Source organism: Telluria antibiotica, from assembly GCF_011682055.1.
In the GTDB taxonomy this organism is placed as follows: Bacteria; Pseudomonadota; Gammaproteobacteria; order Burkholderiales; family Burkholderiaceae_D; genus Telluria; species Telluria antibiotica.
The window spans coordinates 61,200-86,710 of the sequence record NZ_JAAQOM010000009.1 but is presented as its reverse complement, the minus strand read 5'-3'; the positions used below and the strand labels follow the sequence as shown (position 1 = coordinate 86,710).

The 25,511-nt window shown below is 65.6% G+C and carries 25 protein-coding genes; 16 read left to right on the top strand and 9 right to left on the bottom strand.

Annotated features, from left to right (window positions below; translation table 11 throughout):
• Positions 1 to 5: 5 nt before the first annotated feature.
• From HAV22_RS15705 to HAV22_RS15660, 10 genes are all read left to right on the top strand, one after another.
• Complete coding sequence (locus tag HAV22_RS15705) at positions 6 to 641, top strand: DUF2589 domain-containing protein (RefSeq protein WP_166860133.1); 636 nt, start codon at positions 6 to 8, stop codon at positions 639 to 641.
• 3 nt (positions 642 to 644) lie between these two features.
• Entirely contained in the window at positions 645 to 920 is a 276-nt protein-coding gene (locus tag HAV22_RS15700; protein WP_166860131.1) for a hypothetical protein, read from the top strand.
• Positions 913 to 1,458, top strand: coding sequence for a hypothetical protein (locus HAV22_RS15695; RefSeq protein ID WP_166860129.1), 546 nt, complete (start codon positions 913 to 915; stop codon positions 1,456 to 1,458). Before HAV22_RS15700 ends, HAV22_RS15695 begins: the two co-directional genes overlap by 8 nt.
• Positions 1,459 to 1,655: 197 nt before the next feature.
• Entirely contained in the window at positions 1,656 to 2,264 is a 609-nt protein-coding gene (locus HAV22_RS15690; protein ID WP_229421266.1) for a DUF2589 domain-containing protein, read from the top strand.
• Positions 2,265 to 2,330: 66 nt separating this feature from the next.
• Positions 2,331 to 2,984, top strand: coding sequence for a glycoside hydrolase family 19 protein (locus tag HAV22_RS15685; protein WP_166860126.1), 654 nt, complete (start codon positions 2,331 to 2,333; stop codon positions 2,982 to 2,984).
• 27 nt (positions 2,985 to 3,011) lie between these two features.
• Positions 3,012 to 3,647, top strand: coding sequence for a ribosome-inactivating family protein (locus HAV22_RS15680; RefSeq protein ID WP_166860124.1), 636 nt, complete (start codon positions 3,012 to 3,014; stop codon positions 3,645 to 3,647).
• A 54-nt stretch (positions 3,648 to 3,701) separates the two neighbouring features.
• Positions 3,702 to 4,586, top strand: a complete 885-nt coding sequence (locus tag HAV22_RS15675) for a hypothetical protein (protein WP_166860122.1) — start codon at positions 3,702 to 3,704, stop codon at positions 4,584 to 4,586.
• 243 nt (positions 4,587 to 4,829) lie between these two features.
• A complete protein-coding gene (locus HAV22_RS15670; RefSeq protein WP_166860120.1) occupies positions 4,830 to 7,415 on the top strand; it encodes a bifunctional aconitate hydratase 2/2-methylisocitrate dehydratase in 2,586 nt (861 codons plus the stop codon).
• 73 nt (positions 7,416 to 7,488) lie between these two features.
• Positions 7,489 to 8,457: a sulfurtransferase gene (locus tag HAV22_RS15665; RefSeq protein WP_166860119.1), complete on the top strand. Its 969-nt coding sequence runs from the start codon at positions 7,489 to 7,491 to the stop codon at positions 8,455 to 8,457.
• Between the two features lie 37 nt (positions 8,458 to 8,494).
• Positions 8,495 to 10,411: an NPCBM/NEW2 domain-containing protein gene (locus tag HAV22_RS15660; protein ID WP_166860117.1), complete on the top strand. Its 1,917-nt coding sequence runs from the start codon at positions 8,495 to 8,497 to the stop codon at positions 10,409 to 10,411.
• Between the two features lie 37 nt (positions 10,412 to 10,448).
• Here the strand turns inward: HAV22_RS15660 and HAV22_RS15655 are convergent, their stop codons facing one another.
• Positions 10,449 to 13,391, bottom strand: a complete 2,943-nt coding sequence (locus HAV22_RS15655; protein ID WP_166860115.1) for an EAL domain-containing protein — start codon at positions 13,389 to 13,391, stop codon at positions 10,449 to 10,451.
• Positions 13,392 to 13,620: 229 nt separating this feature from the next.
• On the opposite strand from HAV22_RS15655, the gene HAV22_RS15650 reads away from it, so the two are divergent.
• The 5 genes from HAV22_RS15650 to HAV22_RS15630 are packed head-to-tail and all read left to right on the top strand — an operon-like array spanning position 13,621 to position 16,332.
• Positions 13,621 to 13,926: an ArsR/SmtB family transcription factor gene (locus HAV22_RS15650; protein WP_166860445.1), complete on the top strand. Its 306-nt coding sequence runs from the start codon at positions 13,621 to 13,623 to the stop codon at positions 13,924 to 13,926.
• Complete coding sequence (locus tag HAV22_RS15645; RefSeq protein ID WP_166860113.1) at positions 13,916 to 14,347, top strand: YeeE/YedE family protein; 432 nt, start codon at positions 13,916 to 13,918, stop codon at positions 14,345 to 14,347. Before HAV22_RS15650 ends, HAV22_RS15645 begins: the two co-directional genes overlap by 11 nt.
• A 9-nt stretch (positions 14,348 to 14,356) precedes the next feature.
• The gene (locus HAV22_RS15640) at positions 14,357 to 14,794 is read left to right on the top strand and encodes a YeeE/YedE family protein (RefSeq protein ID WP_166860111.1); all 438 of its coding nucleotides are present in this window, start codon (positions 14,357 to 14,359) and stop codon (positions 14,792 to 14,794) included.
• Between the two features lie 13 nt (positions 14,795 to 14,807).
• Positions 14,808 to 15,605 (top strand): sulfite exporter TauE/SafE family protein, encoded by a 798-nt coding sequence (locus HAV22_RS15635; RefSeq protein ID WP_166860109.1) that lies wholly within the window; start codon positions 14,808 to 14,810, stop codon positions 15,603 to 15,605.
• Positions 15,606 to 15,630: 25 nt separating this feature from the next.
• Positions 15,631 to 16,332 carry an MBL fold metallo-hydrolase gene (locus tag HAV22_RS15630; RefSeq protein WP_166860107.1) on the top strand — a complete coding sequence of 234 codons (702 nt, stop codon included), beginning with the start codon at positions 15,631 to 15,633 and terminating at the stop codon, positions 16,330 to 16,332.
• A 2-nt stretch (positions 16,333 to 16,334) separates the two neighbouring features.
• On the opposite strand, the gene HAV22_RS15625 is transcribed toward HAV22_RS15630, so the two are convergent.
• The 5 genes from HAV22_RS15625 to HAV22_RS15605 form a co-directional block, all read right to left on the bottom strand.
• Complete coding sequence (locus HAV22_RS15625; protein ID WP_166860105.1) at positions 16,335 to 17,387, bottom strand: glycoside hydrolase family 62 protein; 1,053 nt, start codon at positions 17,385 to 17,387, stop codon at positions 16,335 to 16,337.
• Positions 17,384 to 19,306, bottom strand: a complete 1,923-nt coding sequence (locus HAV22_RS15620) for a glycoside hydrolase family 97 protein (RefSeq protein ID WP_208296218.1) — start codon at positions 19,304 to 19,306, stop codon at positions 17,384 to 17,386. The genes HAV22_RS15625 and HAV22_RS15620 overlap by 4 nt, the downstream gene beginning before the upstream one ends.
• Positions 19,307 to 19,427: 121 nt before the next feature.
• Positions 19,428 to 20,960: an alpha-L-fucosidase gene (locus HAV22_RS15615; protein ID WP_166860103.1), complete on the bottom strand. Its 1,533-nt coding sequence runs from the start codon at positions 20,958 to 20,960 to the stop codon at positions 19,428 to 19,430.
• Between the two features lie 144 nt (positions 20,961 to 21,104).
• Positions 21,105 to 21,848, bottom strand: a complete 744-nt coding sequence (locus HAV22_RS15610; RefSeq protein WP_166860101.1) for an IS5 family transposase — start codon at positions 21,846 to 21,848, stop codon at positions 21,105 to 21,107.
• 103 nt (positions 21,849 to 21,951) lie between these two features.
• A complete protein-coding gene (locus tag HAV22_RS15605; protein WP_166860100.1) occupies positions 21,952 to 22,278 on the bottom strand; it encodes a hypothetical protein in 327 nt (108 codons plus the stop codon).
• Positions 22,279 to 23,010: 732 nt separating this feature from the next.
• On the opposite strand from HAV22_RS15605, the gene HAV22_RS15600 reads away from it, so the two are divergent.
• A complete protein-coding gene (locus tag HAV22_RS15600; protein WP_166860442.1) occupies positions 23,011 to 23,997 on the top strand; it encodes an IS5 family transposase in 987 nt (328 codons plus the stop codon).
• A gap of 145 nt (positions 23,998 to 24,142) precedes the next feature.
• Here the strand turns inward: HAV22_RS15600 and HAV22_RS15595 are convergent, their stop codons facing one another.
• The 3 genes from HAV22_RS15595 to HAV22_RS15585 all read right to left on the bottom strand — a co-directional run bounded on the left by HAV22_RS15595 (position 24,143) and on the right by HAV22_RS15585 (position 25,504).
• Complete coding sequence (locus tag HAV22_RS15595; RefSeq protein WP_166860098.1) at positions 24,143 to 24,406, bottom strand: hypothetical protein; 264 nt, start codon at positions 24,404 to 24,406, stop codon at positions 24,143 to 24,145.
• A 109-nt stretch (positions 24,407 to 24,515) separates the two neighbouring features.
• The gene (locus tag HAV22_RS15590) at positions 24,516 to 25,043 is read right to left on the bottom strand and encodes a hypothetical protein (RefSeq protein WP_166860097.1); all 528 of its coding nucleotides are present in this window, start codon (positions 25,041 to 25,043) and stop codon (positions 24,516 to 24,518) included.
• A 20-nt stretch (positions 25,044 to 25,063) separates the two neighbouring features.
• Positions 25,064 to 25,504: a hypothetical protein gene (locus HAV22_RS15585; protein ID WP_166860096.1), complete on the bottom strand. Its 441-nt coding sequence runs from the start codon at positions 25,502 to 25,504 to the stop codon at positions 25,064 to 25,066.
• Between the last annotated feature and the right edge of the window lie 7 nt (positions 25,505 to 25,511).

The window sequence follows — 25,511 nt, the reverse complement described above, 5'->3', positions numbered from 1 at the left end:
ACATCATGGCAATCCTGACGAGTCTGGAAGACATGGTGCGGGCCGTCGCCGGCTCCATCATGAACGCGCAGCACATGGTGGAAAAGGCGCAGCTGGCGAACATCGCCACCTTTTTCGACGACGCCCACCGGCCGACGACGATCGACGTCGAGCTGCCCGCGATCCACAGCACGGCGCCGGCCGATGCGCGCCACCTGTACCGCGTGCCGGTGCTGTCGCTCGTGCCGCACGGGTCGCTCGTGATCGGCGAGGCGGAAGTCGACCTCGACGTCGAGCTGGGCCCGTTCGAGCCGCAGGAGCGGACCAATGTGCACGAGGGGATCATGGACCAGCTGGGACGCGCGGCGCCGGCGGAACAAAAGGCGGGGTTGCTCGTGAACCCGGCGTCCGGCGGCCTCGCGGCCAAGCAGGGCAACGCGGCGCACATCAAACTGAAGCTCGTGGCCGTCGAAAAATCCGAGGGTCTCGCGCGCCTGCTGAACGACGTCGTCGTGACGCAGGGCCCCGTCGCGATGACGACGCCGGCCCCGCGCAGTCCGCACGCTGACCCGCGCGCCGACACGCCGCCGGTCGCCGCGGCTGCCCCCGAGCCGGCGCAGGACGCCGGTCCGACCGACGCCGGCACCGAGGAAGGAGCGTGAGCGATGGCCGCCAACCAGTTCCAGGTGTCGAACATGCGGTTCATAAAACGCATCGTCGTCGGCAACGACAATCCGCAGAACATGCGCACGGAAGCGGAAGTCCAGCAATCGATGGACATGGTGAACAAGTGCCTGGCGGGGACGCCGCGCGGCTATCTGCTGAACATCGAGAAGAGCTTCGGCCTGTACAACATCGGCGAGCACCAGATCGTCCTGCAGTATGCCGTGTACCACGTCGGTTTCGACCGCAAGCCGATGTGGCTGGACGACCATGCCTAGGTCGACGATGACGTGCTGTGCGGACTGGGTGGGCGGCCTGCTCGACGCGGCGCACGCGGCCGCCAACGGCGCGCTGGACGACCTGGCGCGGCGCCGCCGCCCCGAGGCGTTGTGCGCGGCGCGCGCGCCGTTTGTGTACGCGAGCGAGCGCGGGCGCCCGCGCGAGGCGATCCCCGCCGAACGGCTCCACCGGCCGTATGCGCTCGCACTGGCCGAGGTGGAGCTGACGTTGCGCGGCTACTGCATCATGCGCGACGTGGGCTGGGAGCGCCGCCGGGAAGCCGTGTTCGTCGTGGGCCGCCCGCCGCTGTGGCGCCGCCTGCTGCGCCGGGCGCCGCCACTGTCGTTGCGCTTCGGCGCGGACGGCGGCGCGGTCTCCATCGCCGTCGGCACGGCAAGGCGGCACGGCCGTCCCGACCCGTGGCGGCGGCACATCCTGCTCGCGCCCGACCTGCAGGCGGACCTGCTGCGGACGCATCGCCGGCAGATCGCCACACACTCGATCAGGTCACGTTTCGCCGCCTGGATGCGCACATGAAGCCGGATTCGATCCGGCTTTTTTACGTCTTCACGCCCCGGCAAGCCGCCGCCAGAAACGGCCACGAAATGCGTTTTTCCAGCCCGTAATCTGTATCCATCGCCGCCACGCACACGGCGCGGCGGCGATCTTCCCCACGGGGTTCCGTGGTTTCCAATGCAATCAAGGAGCAGATTATGGCTGGCGAACTCGTAGATATGGCATCTCAATTCAAGGGTCTGCCGATGGGCGACCTGATCGGCGGTCCGCTGACGGCGGCGTGCGATGCGCAAGTCCGGCTGGCGAATGCCACCGCCGACTTCATCAAATACGTCGGCTTCATGCCGCCGGCGGAAGGCGACAAGAACGGCATCGGCGCGACCCGCGTGGCGAGCTTCGGCTTCAAGCGCCTGGCCCCGGATCCGTCCGATGTCAGCAAGACCATCGAGCAGCACGTGGAGCTGGACGTGCCGCTGCTGGCCATCGTCAAGGTGCCCAGCCTGTCGATCACCAAGGTCGACATCACGTTCGACATGGAAGTGAAGTCGTCGTTCGCCGCGAAGGAATCGACGGATGCGTCGGCGAAGATGTCGGCCGACATGAAGTTCGGCTGGGGGTGCTTCAGCGCCACCGTGCACGTCGAAGGCTCCGTCGCCACGCACAAGGAAAACACGCGCAGCTCGGACAATTCGGCCAAGTACCACGTGCAGGTGCTCGCCGAGGACACCGGCATGCCGGAAGGCCTGGCCCGCGTGCTGGACATCCTGCACACGGCGATCCAGCCGGCCGTGACGTCCGCCGGCAACAACGACGCTAAACCGCAGTAACGCCCCGCCGCGGACGGGCGGCACACGACCGGCCGTCCGCGCTTCCCTTCTCCGAGGAGCTTGATCATGAACGAAATCACGCAGCAGCAACTGCGGTCGGTGATGATCGCAGCCGACGCCGACGCGCGCGCGGGCCAGTGGGTGGCCGCGCTGAACGACTGCATGCGCGCCTGCGCGATCACGAGCGGCATGCGCCAGGCCGCGTTCCTGGCGCAGGTGATGGTGGAGTCGTCCGAACTGCGCCGGCTCGACGAGGCGCTCAGCTACGCGCCGCAGCGCCTGCGCCAGGTATGGCCGCAGCGCTTTCCGTCCGACGACGTGGCCATGCGCTACGCCCACAATCCGACCGCGCTGGCCAACTACGTCTACGCCGGCCGGATGGGCAACGGCAACGAAGCGAGCGGCGACGGCTGGCGCTACCACGGACGCGGCCTGATCCAGCTGACGGGCCGCGACAACTACGTGGCGTTCGCGCGCGCCATGCAGGTCGACGCGATCCGCGATCCCGACCTGCTGCTGCACCCTGCGGGTGCCGCGCTGTCCGCCGGCTGGTTCTGGCAATCGAAGGGCTTGAACGAACTGGCCGACCAGCTGGCAGGCAGCCAGGCCGACCAGGTGTTCGAGCAGATCACGCGGCGCATCAACGGCGGCACGCTGGGCCTGGACGAGCGGCGCGCGTACTGGCAGCGGGCGCGCGCCACGCTCGGCAGCGTCGCGTGACGAGGGCCGGCGCCGCTGGAGCCCACCATGTCCATCCGCCTGCGCCGCGGCGGCGCCTACCTGGCCGACCTCGACACCTTGCGCCGCCTCGTCGAGGCCAACGGTCCGCGCCCGACGATGCTGCCGGTCACGGTCGTCCACCCGGAAAGCGCACACACGATCGACGTCTACCTGAACCTCGCGTACGAAGGGGATCGCGCCCGCCCGCGCCCGCCGGCATCGCTGTGCGTGCTGGGCTGGCGCAACGGCCAGGGGGCCTGGCATTTCCGCGTGCCCGGCGTGGCGAGCCTGCCGGACGCGCTGATCCCTGGCGGCTGCACGGGCAGCTATGCGGGCCTCGGGCATCCGCACGAGCTGCCCGCGCTGACGAACGCCGACCTGGGCCGCGACGTCGCGGCGCTGGCCACGTACGCGGGCCGTCCCCTCGACCAGGCGTTGCGCGACAGCCTCGCGCGCATGATCGTCGTCGTCAGCGAAGCGCTGCGTTTCGACAGCGTGGCCGCCGGCGTCAGCGCCATCCTCGCGATGGACGGCAGCTTCCGTCCCCATGCCGGCACCTTGCGCGCGTGGGACGGGCACACGCTGGGCATGGGCCGCGTGTCGCCCTGGTTTTCACGTGCACAGGAACCGTCAGGTTCCGGCGGCGGAACGTCACTACAGTGAATCCACTGCACCGCAGGCACCGTGCAGTTTCATTCACATCACAGGAGAATCGACATGCTCAAGGCAGACATGACCAAGTACTGCACGGCCGCCGCACTGGCCGTGCGCACCTTCGTCACCGGCAGCAGCAACTTGAACAACTATGGCGCCGGCATCCGGCAGATCGGGACGGACCTCGGCCTGCGCCTGGACGACCTGGACAACCTCAAGAAGACGCGCGGTTCCTGGCTGGGGACCATGGTCGACTTCCTCGGCGCGGCGCGGGTGACGGCCGTCTACCAGTTGATCGCGAACGGCGACAAGAAGCCCGCCAGCTGGGGGGCCGCGCCGAACGCCGCGCAGCAATCGGCATTGAACATCCAGAAGCAGACGGACGTCTACAACACGTTCAAGCGCTTTACGACGCTGTGGAACGGAGGCGCCAACCCGCACCTGGAGTGGCAGGACGAAATCGGCCTGGCGTGCACCAGCGAACGGCACGCATGGGAGACCCTGGCCATCCGCGCTGCCGCGAACGCGACGGGCAATTGCGGCGAGACGTCGCTGCTGGCCTACCTGCTGCTCGCCACCCTGCCGAAGGACGGTAAATACCAGGCCGCGTACACGGCGGCGCGCGACCTGACCGTCGGCTGGTACGACGGCAAGCCGTTCGACCACGCCTACGTCATCGTCTCCAACCACGGCTATGCCACCGACAAGAACACGGTGGCGTCGTACTGCGTCTGCGATGCGTGGCTGGGACGTGCGTACCCCGACCTGCAGAGCAACCTGCATTACAAAGGGACGAACCTGCAGGACGTCAAGCAATCGAGCCCCGCCATCCCGGAACTGAAGGTGGGCACCTATGCGTACGCCTCCACGGGCGATGATCTGACCAGGATCCAGGGCGTGACGCAGATCCTGCATTCCGCCTTCCTGGACGAATTGGCAAAACTGTAAATACGACACGCATCCAGCGCCCGCCAAGGCTGCCACCTCACGGTCGGCGGCCTTTTTTCATGGCGAATGACGTCATGGGACAACAAACGGGCAGCAAGACGACAAGGCACTCCCGCTCCGGCCCGCTCTCGGATAAAATCGCAGCTAACGTCTTATGTCTTATAGAAGACTTGAGATACAATATCGCCAGCACAGGCTGAGCAACCGCTTTCCTGCTTTTCATAACGACTGAAAGAGCCTTCCATGTTAGCTGCATACCGCACCCATGTCGCCGAACGCGCCGCCCTCGGCGTGCCCCCGCTGCCCCTGTCCGCAGCGCAGACCAAGGACCTGGTCGAACTCCTGAAGAACCCGCCGGCGGGCGAAGAGGCATTCCTCGTCGACCTGATCACGAACCGCGTGCCGGCCGGCGTGGACGACGCCGCCAAGGTCAAGGCCGCGTTCCTGAACCTGGTCGCCAAGGGCGAGGAAACGAGCCCGCTGGTGTCGCGCGAACTGGCGACCCGCCTGCTGGGCACGATGCTCGGCGGCTTCAACATCAAGCCGATGATCGACCTGCTGGACGACGCGGTCGTGGGCAAGGTCGCGGCGGAAGGCCTCAAGAAGACGCTGCTGATGTTCGACTACTTCCACGACGTGAAGGAACTGGCCGACAAGGGCAGCGCCAACGCCAAGGAAGTGATCCAGTCGTGGGCCGACGCCGAATGGTTCACGTCGCGCCCGGCCGTCCCGGAAAGCATGACGCTGACCGTGTTCAAGGTCACCGGCGAGACCAACACGGACGACCTGTCGCCCGCCCCGGATGCCACCACCCGCCCCGACATCCCGCTGCACGCGCTGGCGATGCTGAAGAACCCGCGTCCGGGCATCAACCCGGAAGAGCCGGGCAAGATCGGCCCGATCAAGCAGATCGAAGCGCTGAAGGCCAAGGGCCACCTCGTCGCCTACGTCGGCGACGTCGTCGGCACGGGCTCGTCGCGTAAATCCGCCACCAACTCGGTGCTGTGGTTCACGGGCGAAGACATCCCGTTCATCCCGAACAAGCGCTTCGGCGGCGTGTGCCTCGGCACCAAGATCGCCCCGATCTTCTACAACACGATGGAAGACGCCGGCGCCCTGCCGATCGAAGTCGACGTGTCGAACATGGAGATGGGCGACGTCATCGAACTGCGTCCGTACGACGGCAAGGCGCTGAAGAACGGTGAAGTGATCGCCGAATTCAAGGTGAAATCCGATGTGCTGTTCGACGAAGTGCGCGCCGGCGGCCGCATCCCGCTGATCATCGGCCGCGGCCTGACCTCGAAGGCCCGCGAAGCGCTGGGCCTCGCACCGTCGACCTTGTTCCGCCTGCCGCAGAACCCGGCCGACTCCGGCCGCGGCTTCTCGCTGGCGCAGAAGATGGTCGGCCGCGCGTGCGGCATGCCGGAAGGCCAGGGCATCCGCCCGGGCACGTACTGCGAACCGAAGATGACCACCGTCGGCTCGCAAGACACGACGGGCCCGATGACCCGCGACGAGCTGAAGGACCTGGCCTGCCTGGGCTTCTCGGCCGACCTCGTGATGCAGTCGTTCTGCCACACCGCGGCGTATCCGAAGCTGGTCGACGTCAAGATGCACAAGGAACTGCCGGCGTTCATCGAGAACCGCGGCGGCGTCGCGCTGCGTCCGGGCGACGGCGTGATCCACTCGTGGCTGAACCGCCTGCTGCTGCCCGACACCGTCGGCACCGGCGGCGACTCGCACACCCGCTTCCCGATCGGTATCTCGTTCCCGGCCGGCTCGGGCCTCGTCGCCTTCGCGGCCGCCACCGGCGTCATGCCGCTGGACATGCCGGAATCGGTGCTGGTCCGCTTCAAGGGCGAGATGCAGCCGGGCGTCACGCTGCGTGACCTCGTCAACGCGATCCCGCTGTACGCGATCCAGCAAGGCCTGCTGACCGTCGACAAGAAGGGCAAGAAGAACATCTTCTCCGGCCGCATCCTGGAAATCGAAGGCCTGCCGAACCTGAAGGTCGAACAAGCGTTCGAACTGTCCGACGCGTCGGCCGAGCGCTCGGCCGCCGGCTGCACCGTCCACCTGGACAAGGCACCGATCATCGAGTACATGACCTCGAACATCACCTTGATGAAGTGGATGATCGCCCAGGGCTACCTCGATCGCCGCACGCTGGAGCGCCGCATCAAGGCAATGGAAGCGTGGCTCGCGAAGCCGGAGCTGCTGGCACCGGACGCCGACGCCGAGTACGCGGCCGTCATCGAGATCGACCTCGCGGACATCCATGAGCCGATCGTCGCCTGCCCGAACGACCCGGACGACGTCAAGACGCTGTCCGACGTCGCCGGCGACAAGATCGACGACGTGTTCGTCGGCTCGTGCATGACGAACATCGGCCACTTCCGCGCCGCGTCGAAGCTCCTGGAAGGCAAGACCGACATCCCGGTCCGCCTGTGGGTCGCGCCGCCGACCAAGATGGACCAGCAGGTGCTGACGGCCGAAGGCCACTACGGCACGCTGGGCCGCACGGGCGCGCGCATGGAAATGCCGGGCTGCTCGCTGTGCATGGGTAACCAGGCGCAGATCCGCAAGGGTGCGACCGTGATGTCGACGTCGACGCGCAACTTCCCGAACCGTCTCGGCATCGACACCCGCGTGTACCTGGGTTCGGCCGAACTGGCTGCGGTCTGCTCCACCCTGGGCAAGATCCCGACCCGCGAAGAGTACATGGCGCACACCGGCGTGCTGACCCAGAACGCCGACCAGATCTACCGCTACATGAACTTCGACCAGATCGGCGAGTTCCGCGACGTGGCCGACAGCGTCACCATCTGACACTGACGCGTCAGTCCCTCGAGGGCCGGGTCCTGTAACATACGGGGCCCGGCCCTTTTCTTTTCGTCGTCTCTTGAACAGCATTCCTCCGTTCGGCTTCCGCCGCGACCTGCCCCGCTGGCAGCACCTCGTCACGCCCGCGTGGGTGGCGGGCCTCGTCGCCGGCGCCGCCATCGCCGCCGCACCGGCCGGGGAATGGCGCCTGTTTGAAGCGGGGTATGGCGGGGCCGATGCCTTCTCAGCGGGCCATCCCCCTGGCGCAGGCTACCTCGACACGGCATGGTTCGAACACGGGCCGCTGTGGAACAAGGTGCCCGACACGGAACTGGAACGGGTGCTGCTTGCACACGGCATCCGCCACGACGTCACCGTGATCCTGTATGGACGCAACGTGCTCGCGGCCGCGCGCATCGCGCACCTGCTGCTGTATGCGGGCGTGGCCGACGTGCGCCTGCTCGACGGCGGCTTCGCGGCATGGTGCCGGGCCGGCTTGCCGCTCGAAGCGGGACCGCCGCGCCGGGCGGCAGCCGCAGACGATTTCGGCATGCCGTTTCCCGCGCGTCCCGACTGCCTGTTCGACACCGGCCAGGTGCGCTCACTGCTTGCGCGCGGACACGGCACGCTGGCCAGCATCCGCACGTGGGCGGAGTTCACCGGCGCGACGTCCGGCTACGACTACATCGCCGCCCGCGGCGAGATCCCCGGCGCGCTGTGGGGCCGCGCGGGCGCCGACGGCGACGTGAACAGCATGGCCGCCTACCAGCACGGGGACGGGCGCATGCTGCCCGCGGCGGCCATCCGCGCGATGTGGCGCGATGCCGGCATCGACGCCGGCCGCCTCACCGTGTTCTATTGCGGCACCGGCTGGCGCGCATCGCTCGCGTTCTTCTACGCGTGGCTGATGGGCTGGGACCGGATCGCCGTCTACGACGGGGGCTGGTGCGAATGGAGCCGCGATCCCGCGAACCCAGCCGCGCCAGCACAAATTCATATAGCTGCTGGCAGTTTTAATACTTGTCGCGCGGTCCCGCTGTCCAGATAATCAGTCGTTAACGTTCAAACATCGCATGGAGACCCTGATGCAAGCGCAAAGGACCTTACGCCGGCTGCCCCGCCTGGCCCTGATACCCCTGTTGTTCGCCACGGTCGCGGCGCACGCCGCCACCGATCCGCTGGCGCCGACGGCGCACTGGAGCGCCTACACGGCCGGCCGCGCCACCACGCCGCCCATGGGCTGGAGCAGCTGGAATGCATTCGGCACCAACATCGACGAAGAAAAAATCATGGGCGCCGCACAGCGCATCGTCGACAGCGGCCTTGCCGCCAAGGGCTACCGCTACATCAACATCGACGACGGCTGGGCGCTGCGCCGTCACGAGCCGGACGGCCGCCTGGAGGCCCGCCCGGACCGCTTCCCCTCCACCGTCAACGGCGGCTTCCGTCCGTTCACCGACAAGCTGCACGCGATGGGCCTGAAGGCCGGCATCTACTCCGACCTGGGCCGCAACACGTGTTCGCAGGCGTATGGCGGCGACGACCCGAACCTGCCGAAGGGCAGCATACTGGAACGCGAAGTGGGCCTGTACGGCCACATCGACCAGGACATCGCCCTGTTCTTCCGCGACTGGGGCTTCGACTTCATCAAGGTCGACGGCTGCGGCGTGCGTGCGTACGGCGCGGACAGCCCGAAAGTCAAGTCGGGTGACTACCGCGCGCTCAAGCCCATCCTGGACCTGGAATCCGTCGCCCGCTCCGACATCCCCGCCGTGCAGGCGGAATTCACGCAGATCAACGACGCGCTGAAGCGCAGCAATCCCGATGGCGACTTCCTGCTGTCGCTGTGCGTGTGGGGTGCCGGCGACGTGCGCGCATGGGGCAAGAACTTCGGCAATATCTCGCGCACGAGCGACGACATCCGCCCGCAATGGAGCCGCCTGCTGAGTAACCTGGACAGCGCCGTGCGCCGCGAGCTGTACGGCCATCCGGGCAGCTGGAACGACCCCGACATGCTGTTCATCGGCGCCGGCGACTTCGATGCGAACCACCTCGTCGAAGCGAAGTCGCATTTCACCCTGTGGGCCATGCTGAACTCGCCGCTGATGACGGGCGCCGACCTGCGCACGACGCCGCAGGCGCTGATCGACATCTTCGGCAACGCCGACATCATCGCCCTCAACCAGGACCCGGCCGGCAACCAGGCCGTGCTCGCGTACGACGCGGACGACCTGGAAATCCTCGTCAAGACGCTGGCGTCGGGCGACAAGGCCGTCGCCGTCTTCAACCGCGGCTTCGCTGCGGTCGATGCCGACCTGACGGCCGACCACCTGAAGCTCCGCAAGGACGCCCCGATCAAGCTGACCGACCTCTGGTCCAAGGCCGACACGACGTTCACGAACGAGACCAAGGTCCACGTGGCACCGCGCGAGACGCGCATCTTCCGCGTCCAGGGCACGCGCGCGCTGGCGCAAGGCGTGTACCTGTCGGAAGTGCCGGGCAGCGTGAACCCGGCCGTCGACGGCGTGACGACGCCGCAAGTCGACCCGACCGTATTCCGCTCGTCGTTCGGCTGGACCGGCACCAAGGGCGGCGGCGAGCGCCCGATGTATGCCGGCTGGGGCGGCGCGCGCGCCGACAGCACGCCCTACGGCCAGCTGCTGCAGATCGCCGGTACGCCCTACGCCGCCGGCATCGGCATCCTGGCCAATTCGCGCCTCGAAGTGCGCAACGGCGACTACCGCCGCATCGAGGCGCACGTCGGCGTCGACGATTCCGCGCGCGACCGCACGCATGCCGTCACGTTCATGATCTACGGCGACGGCAAGCTGCTCGCGAAGAGCAAGCCGCTGCGCTGGGGCCAGCCGGCGCAGGCGCTGTCCGCCGACGTCGGCGGCGCCAAGGTCGTCGAACTGGTGGCGAAGAGCACGGGCGGCGTCAACGAGCAGCTGCCTGTGACCTGGGGCGGCGCCGCGCTGCTGTCGTCCGCGCAGGCCCGCTAAGCGGGACGCGGCGCCGCGCCCGCACGCGTGGCGCCGCTCATTGCGTCACGGGGGCGACGACCAGGTCGTCGAAGTCGGCCACGGGCATCGGCCGTCCGTACAGGTAGCCCTGGAAACGGGGGCAGCCCAGTTCCAGCAGCTTGTCGCGCTGGGCGGCCGTCTCGACGCCCTCGGCGATGATCGACAGGCCGAGCGCCTGGGCCAGCGCGACGATACTGCGGGCGATCGACGCGTCGTTCGGATCGACGAGGATGTCGCGCACGAACGACCGGTCGATCTTGAGCTGTTCGAGCGGCAGCCGCTTCAGGTAAGCCAGCGACGAATACCCTGTGCCGAAATCGTCCAGGAGGAAGCGGACGCCGTGGCGCCGCAACGCTTCCATCTTCGCGATGGTCTCTTCGACGCCTTCGATGACCATCGATTCCGTGAGCTCGAGCTTGAGGCAGCCGGCGTCCGCGCCCGTGGCGGCGATGATGGCCAGCGTGTCGCGCACGAAGTTGTCTTCCATGAGCTGGCGGATGCTGATGTTCACCGCGACCGTCAGGTGGGCGCTGTGCGGTGCCGCCTTCCAGCGCGCCAGCTGTTCGCAGGCCGCGCGCAGCACCCAGGCGCCCATCGGCAGGATCAGGTCGGTGCTTTCCGCGACGGGGATGAACTCGACGGGGCCGATCAGGCCGCGCCGCGGATGGTGCCAGCGCAGCAGGGCCTCGGCGCCGACGACGCGATCGCCCTCGACCTGCGGCTGGTAATACAGCTCGAACTGCCCGGTCGCGAGGGCCTCGCGCAGCTCCCCTTCGAGCCGGGTGCGCCGCGCCACCGCGTCCTCCATCCACGTCTCGAAGAAGCGCACCACGTTGCGCCCGTCCGCCTTGGCCTGGTACATCGCCAGGTCGCCCCGTTTCATCAACGTGTCGAGCGCCTCGTGGCTGTGCGCGCACAGGGTGACGCCGATGCTGCAGCTGGCATGATGCGGCAAGCCGTCGATCACGTACGGCGCGGCCACGACCGCCAGCACCTTTTCCGCCAACACCTCGGCGTGCAGCCGCGCTTCCTCATCGTTGGTGCCGACGGCGTCCAGCATGACGACGAATTCGTCGCCGCCCACGCGCGCCACGGTGTCGCCGGCGCGCACGCAGGCGCCGACGCGCTGCGCCACCTGCAGCAGCAGCTGGTCGCCGGCGCTGTGGCCGCGCGTGTCGTTCAAGTCCTTGAAGTTGTCCAGGTCGAGGAACAGCAAGGCGCCCACCTGCGGTTCGTCGCGCGACGCGGCGACGCAGGCGTGGATGCGTTCGAACAGCAGGCGGCGATTGGGCAGGCCCGTCAAGTCGTCGTAGTAGGCCAGGCGCTGGTTGCGTTCCTGGACCTGCTTGAGTTCCGTGATGTCCGATACCGTGCACACGTAATTGGCGATGTGCCCATCGTCGTCCGGCACGGCGCTGATCGTCAGCAGCACCGGGTACGGCGTCGCGTCCTTGCGCCGGCTGTACGCGCTGCCGTGCCATTTGTGCTCGCTGTCGACCGCTTCCCAGAACGATGCGTCCAGATCGCAGCCACCCTGTTCGAGCCGGAACGGCAATTCGCGCTCGCCCAATAATTCGTCGCGGCCGTAACCGCTCATCGCGCAGAACCCGGCGTTCGCATCGATCACCGCGCGCGTACGGTCCAGCACGAGCATGCCCTCGTGCGACTCGAACACGGTGGCGGCGATGCGCACCGATTCCTCCATGCGCTTCCTCGACGTGACGTCGCTGGACACGCCGCACAGCGAGCGCGCGCCGCCGTCGCCCAGCGCCAGCGCCATCTTCGTCGACAGATACGCCCGCCGTGCGCCGTCCAGAACGACGGACTCCTCGAACAGCAGCGGCTCGGCGGCCGTCATGGCTTGCAGGTCGTGCGCGCGCAGTTCGGCGGCAAGGCCCGGTTCGAACAGCGCGAAGTCGTCCTTGCCGAGGATCTCGGCGGCGGACAGGCCCAGCATCCGGCACAGCGCGTCGTTGACGTAGCGGTAGCGGAAATCCGCATCCTTGATGTACACGAGCGAATCGACGCTGTTCAGGATGAGCGACAGGTTGTTCTCGGTGTCGCGCAGCGCACGCGCACGGTGGGCGGCCTGGCCCCGGAACCGCAGCGCCGCGGCCACGGCGACGACGAGCAGCGTGGCGGACAACAGGAGCAACCAGGCCGTGCGCTCGTTGATGCGTTGCGCCGGGCCCTCGAGCTGCCAGCGCTTCAGCACCGCGAAATAGACGGAATCGGAATCGGCCTGCCACGCGCGCAGGTGGCGGTCGAGGGCTGCATGAAATGCCGGCGGCAGGCCGGGACGCGCCGCATAGAACAGCCGCGTCGGCATGAACACGATGGGCGTGGCGCTCAAGCCGTACTGCTGCGCGTGGACATCGCCGTAAAAATTATTCGCCGCCGCGAGGTCTGCCTTGCCGTCGCGCACGAGCCGGAATGCCTCGTCGAACGACGGCGCGACGACGAAACGGGGCGTCAATCCATAGGCGCCCAGCAGTGACGTCAGGTAAGCCGCCTGCACGGAGCCGTCCAGGACGGCGATCCGCTTGTCGCGCAGGTCGACGATCGACGCCACCTTCACCCGGCCACCGCGGTACAACTGCGACCAGCTGAGCAGCGCGGGCACGTCGTGGAACGCGAACATGCGGGCGCGCTCCTCCGTATAGGCGACGTCGGGCAGCAGGTCGATCTCGCCGCGCGCGAGCTGCGCCACGCATGCCGCCCAGGTGCATGGCACGTACTGCACCGTCCAACCCTCGGCCGCGGCCGTCTTGTCCAGCAGGTCGATGAGGATGCCGGCGGCATGGCCGTTACCGTCGACGAACAGCTTGGGCGAATTGTCGTAGACGCCGACGCGCACCAGCGCCGGCAGCGCCGCCCGCGCAATGCCCGCCTCCGCGACGAACAGGAAGCAACACAGAAGCGCGATGCAGATACGGTCGATGCGGAATGGGGTATTCAACGGGCTCAAAGGCGGATTCCAGGCGCGGTTCGTAAAAGTGTCGCGGGCCTTCGCAGGCGAGTGGAGTATATCCGCAAAATTGTGTCAATACGAGAAGACCGGAGCGGGCGGAGTCCGGCTGAACAATCTATTGACGAATAGATTGTTGGGACATATAATGTGTCCGAACAGATTGTACCCAAAGAGGCCGAAGTTGGCATACCATCAAGACAAATTCGACGTAACGGACATGCAGGCCGCCGCGGCACAGGCATGCGCGCTACTGAAGACACTCGGCAATGCCGACCGCCTGCTGCTGCTGTGCCAATTGACGCAGGGCGAGTTCTGCGTGAGCGACCTGGAGACGAGGCTGGGCATCCAGCAACCGACGCTATCGCAGCAGCTCGGCGTGCTGCGCGAGGAAAAGCTCGTCGCGACGCGCCGCGAAGGCAAGCAGATCTACTACACCCTCGCCAGCAAGGAGGCCGTGGCCGTGCTGCAGGTCTTGTACGAGTTGTACTGCCCCACACCGCAGGGAGAACGCCATGACGATTGACTGGACTCATTTCACGCCCTGGCCGGCGCTGGCCGGCGGCCTGCTGATCGGCCTCGCGGCCGCGGCCTTCGTGCTGGTCAACGGGCGCATCGCGGGCATCAGCGGCATCCTCGGCGGCCTGCTCCGGCCGGTGCCCGGCGACGTCGCCTGGCGCACCGCCTTCCTGGCCGGCCTCGTGGCCGCGCCGCTCGCCTGGGCGCTGTTCGCGCCGCTGCCCGCCGTCCGCATCGACGCCGGCGCCGGCACCCTGGCTGCGGCCGGCCTGCTCGTCGGACTCGGCACCCGCTACGGCTCCGGATGCACGAGCGGGCATGGCGTGTGCGGCCTGGCGCGCCTGTCGCCACGGTCGCTGGTCGCCACCGTATCGTTCATGGCGGCCGGCTTCGCGACCGTCTTCGTACTGCGCCACGTAGTCGCCTGAGGAGATACCATGCACATCGTCACCGCCTTCATCGTGGGCCTCGTGTTCGGGATCGGCCTCATCCTCGCGGGGATGACGGATCCCGCCAAGGTCCAGGGCTTCCTCGACCTCGCGGGCGACTGGGACCCGTCGCTGGCCCTCGTCATGGGCGGCGCCATCCTCGTCGGCCTCGTCGCCTTCCGCCTCGCCGGCCGGCGCGAGCGCGCGCTGCTGGGTGATGCCATGCGCCTGCCGACCGCAACCCGGATCGACCGCCGCCTCGTGCTGGGCGGGCTCGCATTCGGCGCCGGCTGGGGCCTCGCGGGCTTCTGTCCCGGACCCGCCCTCGCGTCGCTGGCGACCGGCGACGCCAAGGTGATGATCTTCACGGGCGCGATGGTGGCCGGGATGGTCGTCTTCGAATTCCTCGAACGCGGCCGCGCCGCGCTCCGCCAGCGCAGGGCCTGACCGGGGCACGCCCATGATGATCCCGCTCGCACTCGGCCTGGCCGTCGGCCTGATCCTCGCGCTGACCGGCGCCGGCGGCGGCATCCTCGCCGTGCCCCTGCTCGTCTTCGGCACCCACATCGGCATGGCGCAGGCCGGCCCCATCGGGTTGCTGGCGGTCGGCATGGCGGCCTGCCTCGGGGCGATCCTCGGCTTGCGCGCCGGCGTCGTGCGCTACCGCGCCGCCATGCTCGTCGCCGTCACGGGCATGGTATGTTCGCCGGCCGGGCTGTGGCTCGCGCGCCGTGTCGACAACCGCTGGCTCAGCGTGCTGTTCGCATTCACCTTGCTGTACGTCGCCTTCAACACGTTCGGCAACGCGCGGCGCAAAGGCCCAGCGAGCCCAGCCCCCCGGCCGGTGCCCGTGTGCGTACGCGATGCCGCCACGGGCCGCTTCGTGTGGACGCGGCCCTGCGCCCGCGCGCTCGTGCTGTCCGGCTCCGTCGCGGGCTTGCTATCGGGCCTGCTGGGCGTCGGCGGCGGCTTCGTGATGGTGCCCGCGCTGCAGCGCTACACCGACCTGGCGATGCAGTCGGCCGTGGCGACGTCGCTGGCCGTCATCGCGCTGATCTCGGCCGCGGGTGTCGTCACCAGTGCGGCCAGTGGCGGCCTCGCGTGGGGCATCGCCCTGCCCTTCGCGGCCGGCGCACTGGCCGGCATGCTCGGCGGCCGCTCGCTGTCCGCTCGCCTGTCCGGCCCGCACCTGCAGATGGCGTTCGCTGGAGTGTCTGCGCTGGTGGCGGCCGGCATGATCGTCAAGGCCTTGCAGTAAAATCGTCCCCATTCCAGGAGCAGACATGAACCCGAATCCCATCCAGCTGTTCGACGTCGAATCGTCCACGTTCACGTACATCCTTGTCGCGCCGGGCGGCCAGGACGCCGTCATCATCGACCCCGTCGACCACAACGTCGAGCGCGACCTGCGCCACCTCGAGCGGCTCGGGCTGCGCCTCGCCTACGTGCTCGAAACGCATGCGCACGCCGACCACGTGACGTCGGCGGGCATGCTGCGCGAGCGCACGGGCGCGCGGGCCGCGGCGCCGCGCGGCTGCGGCATCGCGCCGGCGGAACGCCAGCTCGACGACGGCGACGTCCTCGAATTCGGCGCCGGCGAAACGATCGCCGTGCTGCACACGCCGGGCCACACGGCGGGCAGCATGTGCTATGTCTGGCGCGGCAACGTGTTCACCGGCGATACGCTGCTGATCGACGGCTGCGGCCGCACCGACTTCCAGAGCGGCAGCGCCGACGCTTTGTACGACAGCGTGACGGGCAAGCTGTTCGCGCTGCCCGATGCCACGCGCGTGTGGCCGGGCCACGACTACAAGGGCCAGTCGGTGTCGACGATCGGCTGGGAAAAGCGCCACAACAGCCGCCTCGCGAACCGCTCGCGCGACGACTTCGTCAAGCTGATGGGCGAATTGAACCTGCCGAAACCGAAGCTGATCGACGTCGCCGTGCCGGCAAACCAGAACCTCGGTTTGCCGCACGGCGCCTGACGTCAGCGGCAGAGCGCCCGCACGGGATTGTCGCCCTGCGCCGTGATGACGCCCAGGCGGTACGGGATCTTGATGTAGTCGTCGACCTTCACCGCCGGGTCGTCGCCCTGGAACAGGTATTCGAGCGGCTTGCACGGGTCGATCGTCATCGTCTGGTCGACGTTCGTGCGGATCATCTCGCCGTGCGAAATACCCGTCGCCCACAGCCCGTCGACGTTGTCGCGGCTCGCGAACGTGTTCATCGGCGCGGAAGAAAACGGCTCCCATGTCCCGCCCAGGCCATCGCTCTTCCAGATGCGGAAGTAGCGCCCTTGCGGCGAGATGGCTTCCACGAGCGTGATGTACGTGTTCGTGTTCGCGATCCGGTAGGTATTGCTCGCCTCGAACACGTCCTCCGTCTTTGCCGTCATCACGGCGACGGTGTCATGGAAACCGTTCGGGAACTGGTGGATGTCCGTTTCGGAGCGCAGCAGGCGGCCGTGGTCGTCCGTGTTGAACAGATAGCACTTGGCGTCATCGCAGATCACCCAGAAATCCAGCCACCCGGTACCGTGCGGCGGCTTGACGACGTCGGGAACGACGGGGAAGAACGGCTTCGGCGCGCTCCACGACATCGGGTCGTTGATGTCCTGCGTCGTCGAATACATCGGATCGCCGCCCTGGTACACGAGATACCACGTCTTCTGCGGCGCGAAATAGAAGACCTGCGGCGCGGCGCGATAGCCCGGCCCCATCGGCGACTTCGCCAGCGGGACGATTTTCGCGGACGCCGCGTCGGACCAGTCGGTAAAAGTCGTATAGGCGAGGCCCCAGCCGGCGGATCCGGCCGTCGTCATGAACACGTGGTACTTGCCGTCCACGTGGATGATCGACGGATCCTTGACGCCGTAGATCGTCTGGCTCGCATCAGCCTGGGGCAGGATCAGCGGCGCGCTCGTCGTCCAGTGAAACGTGGTCGCGGGTGCCGCGCCGCCGCTGGCCGCGGGAAGCGTACTGCACCCGGCCAGGGCAGCCACGGCGGCCACCCCGGCAATCATCCGATGCAGCGCTCTCATTTGCGCTCCAGGACGACCGCCGCGCCGCCCACGCCCGCCAGTTGCAGGGTCAGGCCGTCATGCGCCGTGACGTCCACCTCGCGGCGCTTGACGTTGTTCGGCGTGGCCCCGTCCTCCCAGATCGTGGCGCGGTAACGCCCGGCCGGCAGGAAGTCGAGCGGCACGCGCTTCGTCGTCGCACCGGCTTCGGCCGACATCGCACCGACGTACCACGTCTTGCCGAGACGGCGCGCGAGCACGATGTCGCGCCCCGGTTCACCGGACACGAAGCGCGTCTCGTCCCAGGCCGTCGGCACGCGGCGGATGAAGTCGAAGCCTTCGGCGTCGCGATAGGCGTCCGGATCATCCGACACCATCTGCAACGGGCTCTCGTACACGACGTATTTCGCCAGTTCCTGCCCGCGCGTGTTCTGGACGAGCGGCCCCACGTCGTGCACGGCGAACGTGGCCGGCGTGCCGTTGCGGAAGCCGCCCGGCGTGTAATCCATCGGGCCCGTCAGCATGCGCGTGTACGGCAGCATCAGGTTGTGCTCGGGCGTGATGATCGTCTTCATCTTGTCCCATTCCGCGCCCATCACGCCTTCCTGGGTGATGAAGTTCGGATAGGTACGCTGCAGGCCCGCCGGCACGTAGGCGCCGTGCAGGTCCAGCAGCAGGTGGCGCTGCGCGGTGGCGGCCGCCACGCGGTGGTAGAAATCGACGACGTCCTGGTCGTCGCGGTTCATGAAGTCGATCTTGACGCCCTTGATGCCCCAGCGCGCATAGGTGTCGAGCACCTCGTCCATGCGCAAGCGCACGTGTTCCCAGTGCGCCCACAGGATCAGCCCGACGCCCTTGTCCGCCGCGTAGCGCACGAGCGCGGGCATGTCGATGCCGTCGGCGGCGCGGGTGATGTCCGTCGTCGGCAGCGCGTCGCAGCAACCGCCGCTGCCCTGCGCCCAGCCGGCGTCGATCAGGTAGTACGGGAAGCCGGAGGCCGCGGCGAAATCGATGAAGCGGCGGTACGCGGCCATGTCCGGCTTCATGCCGACGAGGGGCCCCGACCACCAGTCCCACGCGGTCTTGCCGGGCTTGACCCAGCTGAAATCGCCCTGCGCCGGCAGGTTCAGGTTGCCGACGAGGTTCGATGCGATCAGGTCACCGGCCCGGTTGCCCAGCATGACGACGCGCCACGACGTCCGCAACCCGCCGTGCGATTCGTACACGGGCGTGGCGCGCTGCGGCACACCCGACAGATGCACGCGCAGCCCGGCGCCTTCGCGCCACAGCGACGCGCCCGTATAGCCTTCCAGCTGCGACTGCGTGATCGCGTAGGCCGTGCGGCCCGATGGGCTCGTGCACACGACGGGGACGTCGTAGCCCAGGTTGTCGCGCAGTTGCGATACCTTCTGGCGCGCGAACGGCACCTCGTGCGCGCCTTGCGCCTCCGAGATCAGGCACTCGGGATCACCGGCCGGCACGAACGCCGTCTTTTCGCCGCGCAGGCGGACGGGCGCGCTGCCGTCGATGCGGTAGCGGAAGGCGACGCCGTCATCGTAGGCGCGCACGTCGACGAGCAGGCGCCGCGCCCCGTCGCCGTGTTCGCGGAACGTCAGCGTGGCGGCGCGGTAGTGGTCGCGCGCCACGGCGGCCTTGGTCGCGACGAGGGGAATCTTGCGGTCTTCCTGCGACGTCGTGACTTTTTCCAGTTCCAGCGGACCGAGGTCCGGCTGGCCGTCGAATTCGAGGCCCAGCGGCGACGCCGCGATCACCGTCTCGGCGCCGCGCGTCACGACATAGCTGGCGCCGTCCCGTGCGATGCGGATTGCGGCCTGGCCGTTCGGCGAGGTCACCGTGACCGGGCCCGCGGGCGCTGCGCACACAGCCCCGCTCAAGGCCGCGAGCACTGCCGCCGCCAACGTCATCATTCGTGTGTTCATACTGCCGTCTCCTGATCGTCCCGTGTTGCCGGGTGCAACCGACGATTGTATTTCATGTATTGGATACGACGGGCCGCGAAAATTCACGATTTTCGCGAATCCCGTTAATGAATTTGACCAGTCAGAAGCCGATCTTGAAGCTGGAAGCGATCGCCGTCGGCATGGTGGCCGGCACGTCGATCACGAGCGCGTCGTCGTCCTGCTTCCAGTGCAGCGGCGCGGTCGCGCCCAGCAGCGACACCGACTTGACGGGCCGCGTTTCCAGGCCTGCCTTCGCGCCGAGCGAAGCGATGCGCACCTGTCCCTTCGGCTCGCCCAGGGTGATGGCGTACAGCGCACCGTTCTTCGTCGTGAAGCGGATATCGTTCGGCGTGTAGCCGGCGCTTTCATTGAACGCGCCGCCTTCCGTCTTCGTTGGGCCTTCGCCGAACGTCTTCCACGGCCGCGTGCCGTAGATCGCGTCGCCATTCACCTTGATCCAGGCGGCCATCTCGTCGAGGAACGTGCGCGACTCGGGCGGCAGGCTGCCGTCCGGGTACTGCACGACGTTCAACAGCAGGTTGCCGTTCTTGCTGACGATGTCCGCCAACATGGTCACGACGTCGCGCGTGGTCTTGTACTTATAGCCCTCGCTGTAGAACCAGTCGCCCATCGAGGTGTCGGTCTGCCACGGCAGCGGCTGGATGCCGTTCATGACGCCGCGTTCGACGTCCTGCACACCCGCCTTGCGCAGGAATTCGCCGGAGCCGAGGTCCTTGTGGTTGTACACGGCCTCCAGCTTGCCGTGCGTCTTGATGTTCTCGTTGTAGAAATTGGCGAGCATCGTCCTGCCCGTCGTGCCGAACGGGATGCCGCCGTCGGAGTACAGCAGGTCGGGCTTGTAGTGCGTCACGAGGTCGGTCACACGGTTGAACCATTCCTGGTGAAAGGCGGTGTTCTTCGTGTACCACTGCGGGCCGCCGCTGAACAATTCGTCATGCTTGGTGTGGTACAGGTCGGCGTACTGCGGATCGGCGCCGTCGTACGGGACGCCGAGCTGGGGGAACACCTCGTCGTGCCCATGGCTGGTGCCGAACCAGCCATAGCTGGCGCCCAGGTGCTCGGACACGCCGAAGCGCAGGCCGGCCTTGACGGCCGCTTTCTGCCAGTCGCCGACGATGTCGCGGTGCGGCCCCATCTTGACGGCGTTCCAGCGGTGGTATTTCGAATCCCACAGGTCGAAATTGTCGTGGTGGACGCCCATGCTGACGAAGTACTTCGCACCGGCCTTGGCATACAGGGCCATCAACGCGTCGGGGTCGAATTTCTCGGCCTTCCACAACGGGATGATGTCCTTGTAGCCGAACTTGGTCGGATGGCCGTAGTGCTTCAGGTGGTGTTCGTACTGCGGTGTGCCGTAGATGTACATATTGCGCGCATACCAGTCGCCGGCGCGCGGCACGGCCTGCGGCCCCCAGTGGGACCAGATGCCGAACTTGGCGTCGCGGAACCAGTCCGGCGTCTCGTACTTGTCCAGCGATGCCGCATCGGCCGTGAAAGGCCCGGCGACGTGGGTCAGCTTGACGGGCGCGCCGGCGTTCTCGGCGGCGGGGACGAATGGGGTGGCAAGCAGGCCGCACAGGGCCAGGGCGGCGGTGAGCACACGGGGGGTCATCGAGATCTCCATGGTTTTTAATATATAAGGTACTAACGCGATTATAGATGCACGATGAATGCTTCGCAACACGTTTAAGAATGCCTAACAAAACCTCTCGACATACCGCCAACAGATGAGCGAGCACGCGAGCGAAAGGAATGCCTAATGTATGTCAGCTCGCCGCTCGTGCCGAATGCGCAACCTGCGAAAGCGGTGTAGCCATCCTAGCGTGCGTTCAACGACCCAACGCCATCGGCCGAGCCTTTCACTCGACTCCACGCCGTATCGCGCGATACGTGCTGCGATGCCTCGTCGACGCAGCCAAACGCGATGCGCTCGTGAAGCGTACGCTCGATCGGCGTGCAGCTTACCTGGACGCTTACGCGTACGGCCGCAAAGTCCCTTAACCGCCGGGATTGCTTCTACCAGTGGAATAAGAAAACGCGAGTCGTGCACCTGGGCGCCCGAGATCTTCGCTACCAGCGGCAGCCCACGTTGATCTACGAGCAGATGGTGTTTGCAGCCGAGCTTGCCACGATCGGTTGGATTCCGGCCCGTATGCTCGCCACCCGCAGGCGCCGGCACGCTGGCAGCGTCAATGCAAGCTCGATCCCACATGATCTGGTCGTGCTCGCGCAACCGTCGAAGGACTGCCTCGTGGACTCGCTGCCAAACGCCAGCTTTCATCCATTCGTGAAGCCGGCGCCAACAAGTCATGCCACTGCCGCAGCCGAGTTCGCGCGGCAAATATTCCCACGGTATCCCGGTCTTCAGTACAAACAGAATCCCGGTTAGGGTCGCGCGATCGTTGAGACGTGGCCGTCCACCCTTCGGCGATCTGTGATGGGCCGGGAGATGAGCTGCTATAAGCGACCAAAGGTCTTCGGGGAGAAGTGCTTGGGCCATCGCATCAGTCCGTCTGGGAACACGGACGTCATCTTAGCTGCCGAACTACGGCCGTGTACTTCCGCTTCCGACCCATACCGGACATAGTGAAACATATGACGATTCAGGGAGACTCAACCAGTCTTGTATCCTTACATAGGACGTCGGACAGCTGACGCCAGAGAGCAGATCGCTCTGGATATGATGCATCGGTCGATGCCTTGGCCTCGGCCTGCTTGGTCGCTTCCAGAAAGTCGCGGAAGGACTCGCCGTCCAGCGCTTCAAGAGATAAAAACGTCATGCCGCCGTCGTCGAGAGGCTCATAAGCTGCTTTAGCAACCGAGGGGTGTTTCGACGCAAGTTCTGCACGTATCCGCTCGGCCAAGTAGTCGAAATCGACCGTGCTCGTAGCGAACCCATACCCTTTCGACACTAAGATCGTCCCGCCCATGTACTCACCAGAAGTTGGTTTAATTGATGACCGCTATGTCCGCTCCTGGCCGAACTCGGCTGGTCGGCAAGACTCAGTGTACCCGGCTGTTGCCTGCAGAGCAACCAACGGGTTATGTTAGGCGTTCTAAGTGTACTCCGCGCGATCTTCCCAGCCCGGAGCGGAAAAATCATGCACGATATAAACCGACGTCGGTCTCTTATGATCCCAACAAGCGACGTCATCGTTATACAATCGCCGGGCGAACGGAATCAAATCGCGATCGGGATATCGCTTCCGAAGCCCCTCCAATCGGACGCGCAGCCACTCTCCTTCCAGGAACCGCCAAGGCCCAATGTCCAGCACGTCGGATTGAACTAACCTCAGGAATTCATCAGGGTAAACAAACCACCCAGGCAGTTCATCTAAACTAAGTAAATTCATCAGCATGCAGGCTCAGCACGGCGTACACGTCGGTATAGATATCCGCCACGGGCTTCGTGAAGACCGATTCCAGGCAAAGAAAGAGCCGGCTGCTTCTCGCCCCGGCTCCTTTTGTCGCTGCCTTGTCAGACGATGTGGAGGGAGTTGCTATCTGCGGCTGCCAGATATCAGCGCCGCAGATTCCGTCAAGCGCGATTCCTCGCGTTGGGTTTCCTTCCCGTCCCTAGGGAAGTGCTGATTTAATCGCTGAGCTCCCCCGGCGGCGTGAACAACTGGCACAATAATGCATCCCATCTTTCCAGCGTTCCGATGAAGCAAACGAGTTTTTCCGACGCCGAGTTCGCAAGCAAGAAGAGACCGACGCGACGTGATCGTTTTCTGGCCGAGATCGAGGCCGTGACGCCATGGCCGGCGCTGGTCGCGGCGTTGCTGCCGTATTACCCGAAGGGCGAAGGGCGCGGTCGTCCGCCTGTCGGTCTGGAGCGGATGCTGCGCATGTATATCGCGCAGCAGTGCTTCGGCTTGTCGGACGAGGGCATCGAAGATGCGATCTATGACAGCCAAGCCATTCGCGGCTTTGTCGGCATCGACCTGACGCACGAGTCGGCGCCGGACGCCACGGCACTGCTCAAGTTCCGCCGTCTGCTCGAAAAGCACAACCTGACGCGCAGGATCTTCGATGAAATCAACGGGCATCTGGCCAGCAAGGGCCTGATGATGCGCGAAGGGACCATCGTCGACGCGACCCTGATCGCGGCGCCTCCCTCGACCAAGAACCGCGACGAAAAACTCGATCCGGAAATGCATCAGTCGAAGAAGGGCAAGAACTGGTTCTTCGGCATGAAGGCCCATATCGGCGTCGATGCCAAATCCGGCCTGACGCATACGCTCGTGACCACGGCGGGCAACGTGTCCGACGTCACGCAAACCCATAATCTTCTTCATGGCGACGAAAAAATGGTGTTCGGCGACTCTGGATATCAGGGGGCCGACAAACGCCCGGAGAACGCGGACAAGGCGGTCATCTGGCACATCGCGATGAAGCGCAGCGTGCGCAAGGCCATGAAGAAGAATCCGCTGGGCCGTGCCAAGGAAAAGCTGGAGAAGGCCAAGGCCAGCGTGCGCGCGAAGGTCGAGCATCCGTTCCACGTGCTGAAGAACCTATTCAAGTATCGCAAGACGCGTTACCGTGGGCTGGCGAAGAACACCGCGCAGTTGCATACCTTGTTCGCGTTCGCCAATCTGGTGCTGGCCGACCGAACTTTTGGAAGCGCCCACGCCCGAACTCCGTCCTGAACCTGGAAGCGCCCACCGTGGCGCGCCAAACCGCGTCTCAAGGCCCCGCACCAGACGCGAAAAATGCCCGAATTCGACCACCGTGACATCCGATGCTGGTTTGTCCTCTCGACTCAGGCGGAAAACCTATTTGTTCAGCGCTTCCCTAGCAGGCGACGCCGCGCAAACGGCCCGGCTTGACGATCAATAGCTCGTCTTTTTCGCGCTTGCGGCATGTCGCCACGAACGCCAGCGCGGCCGCGCCGTCCTGCTGGAATCGGTCGAACTGGGCGCGGTCGATCTCGTAATACTCTTCGTATTCGGCGTAATCGTTACGGACCGGGAACGAAACGTAGTACCGTCCCGACTCTTCTTCGATGCCGATCGAGAATCGTTCCGCCTTGTTCACAACTACATCGTTAAATTTCATCAATACCCCACCTGATTAACAACGTGAACTCAACCCGCTACGTAAAGCATCGTGACTATTCACCGGCGCCTCGCTCCCACGAAAACGGAGCAGCTACCGCTCCTCTTTTCTACGAGAATGTCGCAGCTTTCTGTGCCCTCGACAAACAGCTTACAAGTACCTCATACGTCATCTCAGGCAAATCCACAACAAAATGCGGCTTAGTTCTTTCAAGACTCAGTTTCCCATCCACAGAACGATGTAGTACCTGAAGTCCTTGAACTCCCAACGACAAGAACTGATTAGGTTCCAGTTGTCGCACCGCCTCTGTTGCATGGACAGGAATAAAAAACTCCGCAAAGTCGTCAAAGTCATATATCTCAAAACAACCACAATTTTTCAGACAGTCCTTGACAACAAGATTTCTCTCGCGTGCGACAACGGGTGTTTCAGACTCTTTACCGTATAAGCTCTCGCAAATGTCAGCAAGAGGCTTGCTCACCTCTTCCCCATTTGGTAACGCTCGCAAACAATCGACATGCACGGTGCCAAGATATCTACTTAAGGCATGCCAATCCGGCAGTTTCGGAAAATAGAACCTTGCCTGCTCTTCTTGTATCGACTGATTGCAAATAGGGCAACTGTTCGTCGAGTTCATAAAATTTGCGTGCATTACCGTCAACGGTACGCGTCCTCGAACCGAGCTTTTTTCATCGCGAGCGATCTATCATCTTCCCGCGTTCGAACTTCCAGAACCCTTTTAAGCGCAGAAACAGCTTTCAAGATTTCATCGCGACCTGTTAACGCGCCGGCATCCTCCGTAACGACGTCCATCATAGCGCCCAGGACATAAGCGCTTTCGGTGCATCCGTCCGATTCTATGTACGCTACCGCATCCTGCATACTTAGGGAATACAGGACTTCAAACGCAAGTGCATGGTAGAAAACATCTCCGATGCGCCCGCGGAGAATCCTTAACGCAACGTTGCCGGCGAGTTTCTTATCTACTTTCTTTAATTCAAGGAGTGAACGGGATGCTTCTTCGAAGTCGTCGACGTCTAAACAACTGACCACAAGCGCCTCAGCATTACCAAAATTCTCTAATTTCGGGGCCGCCATAGATATT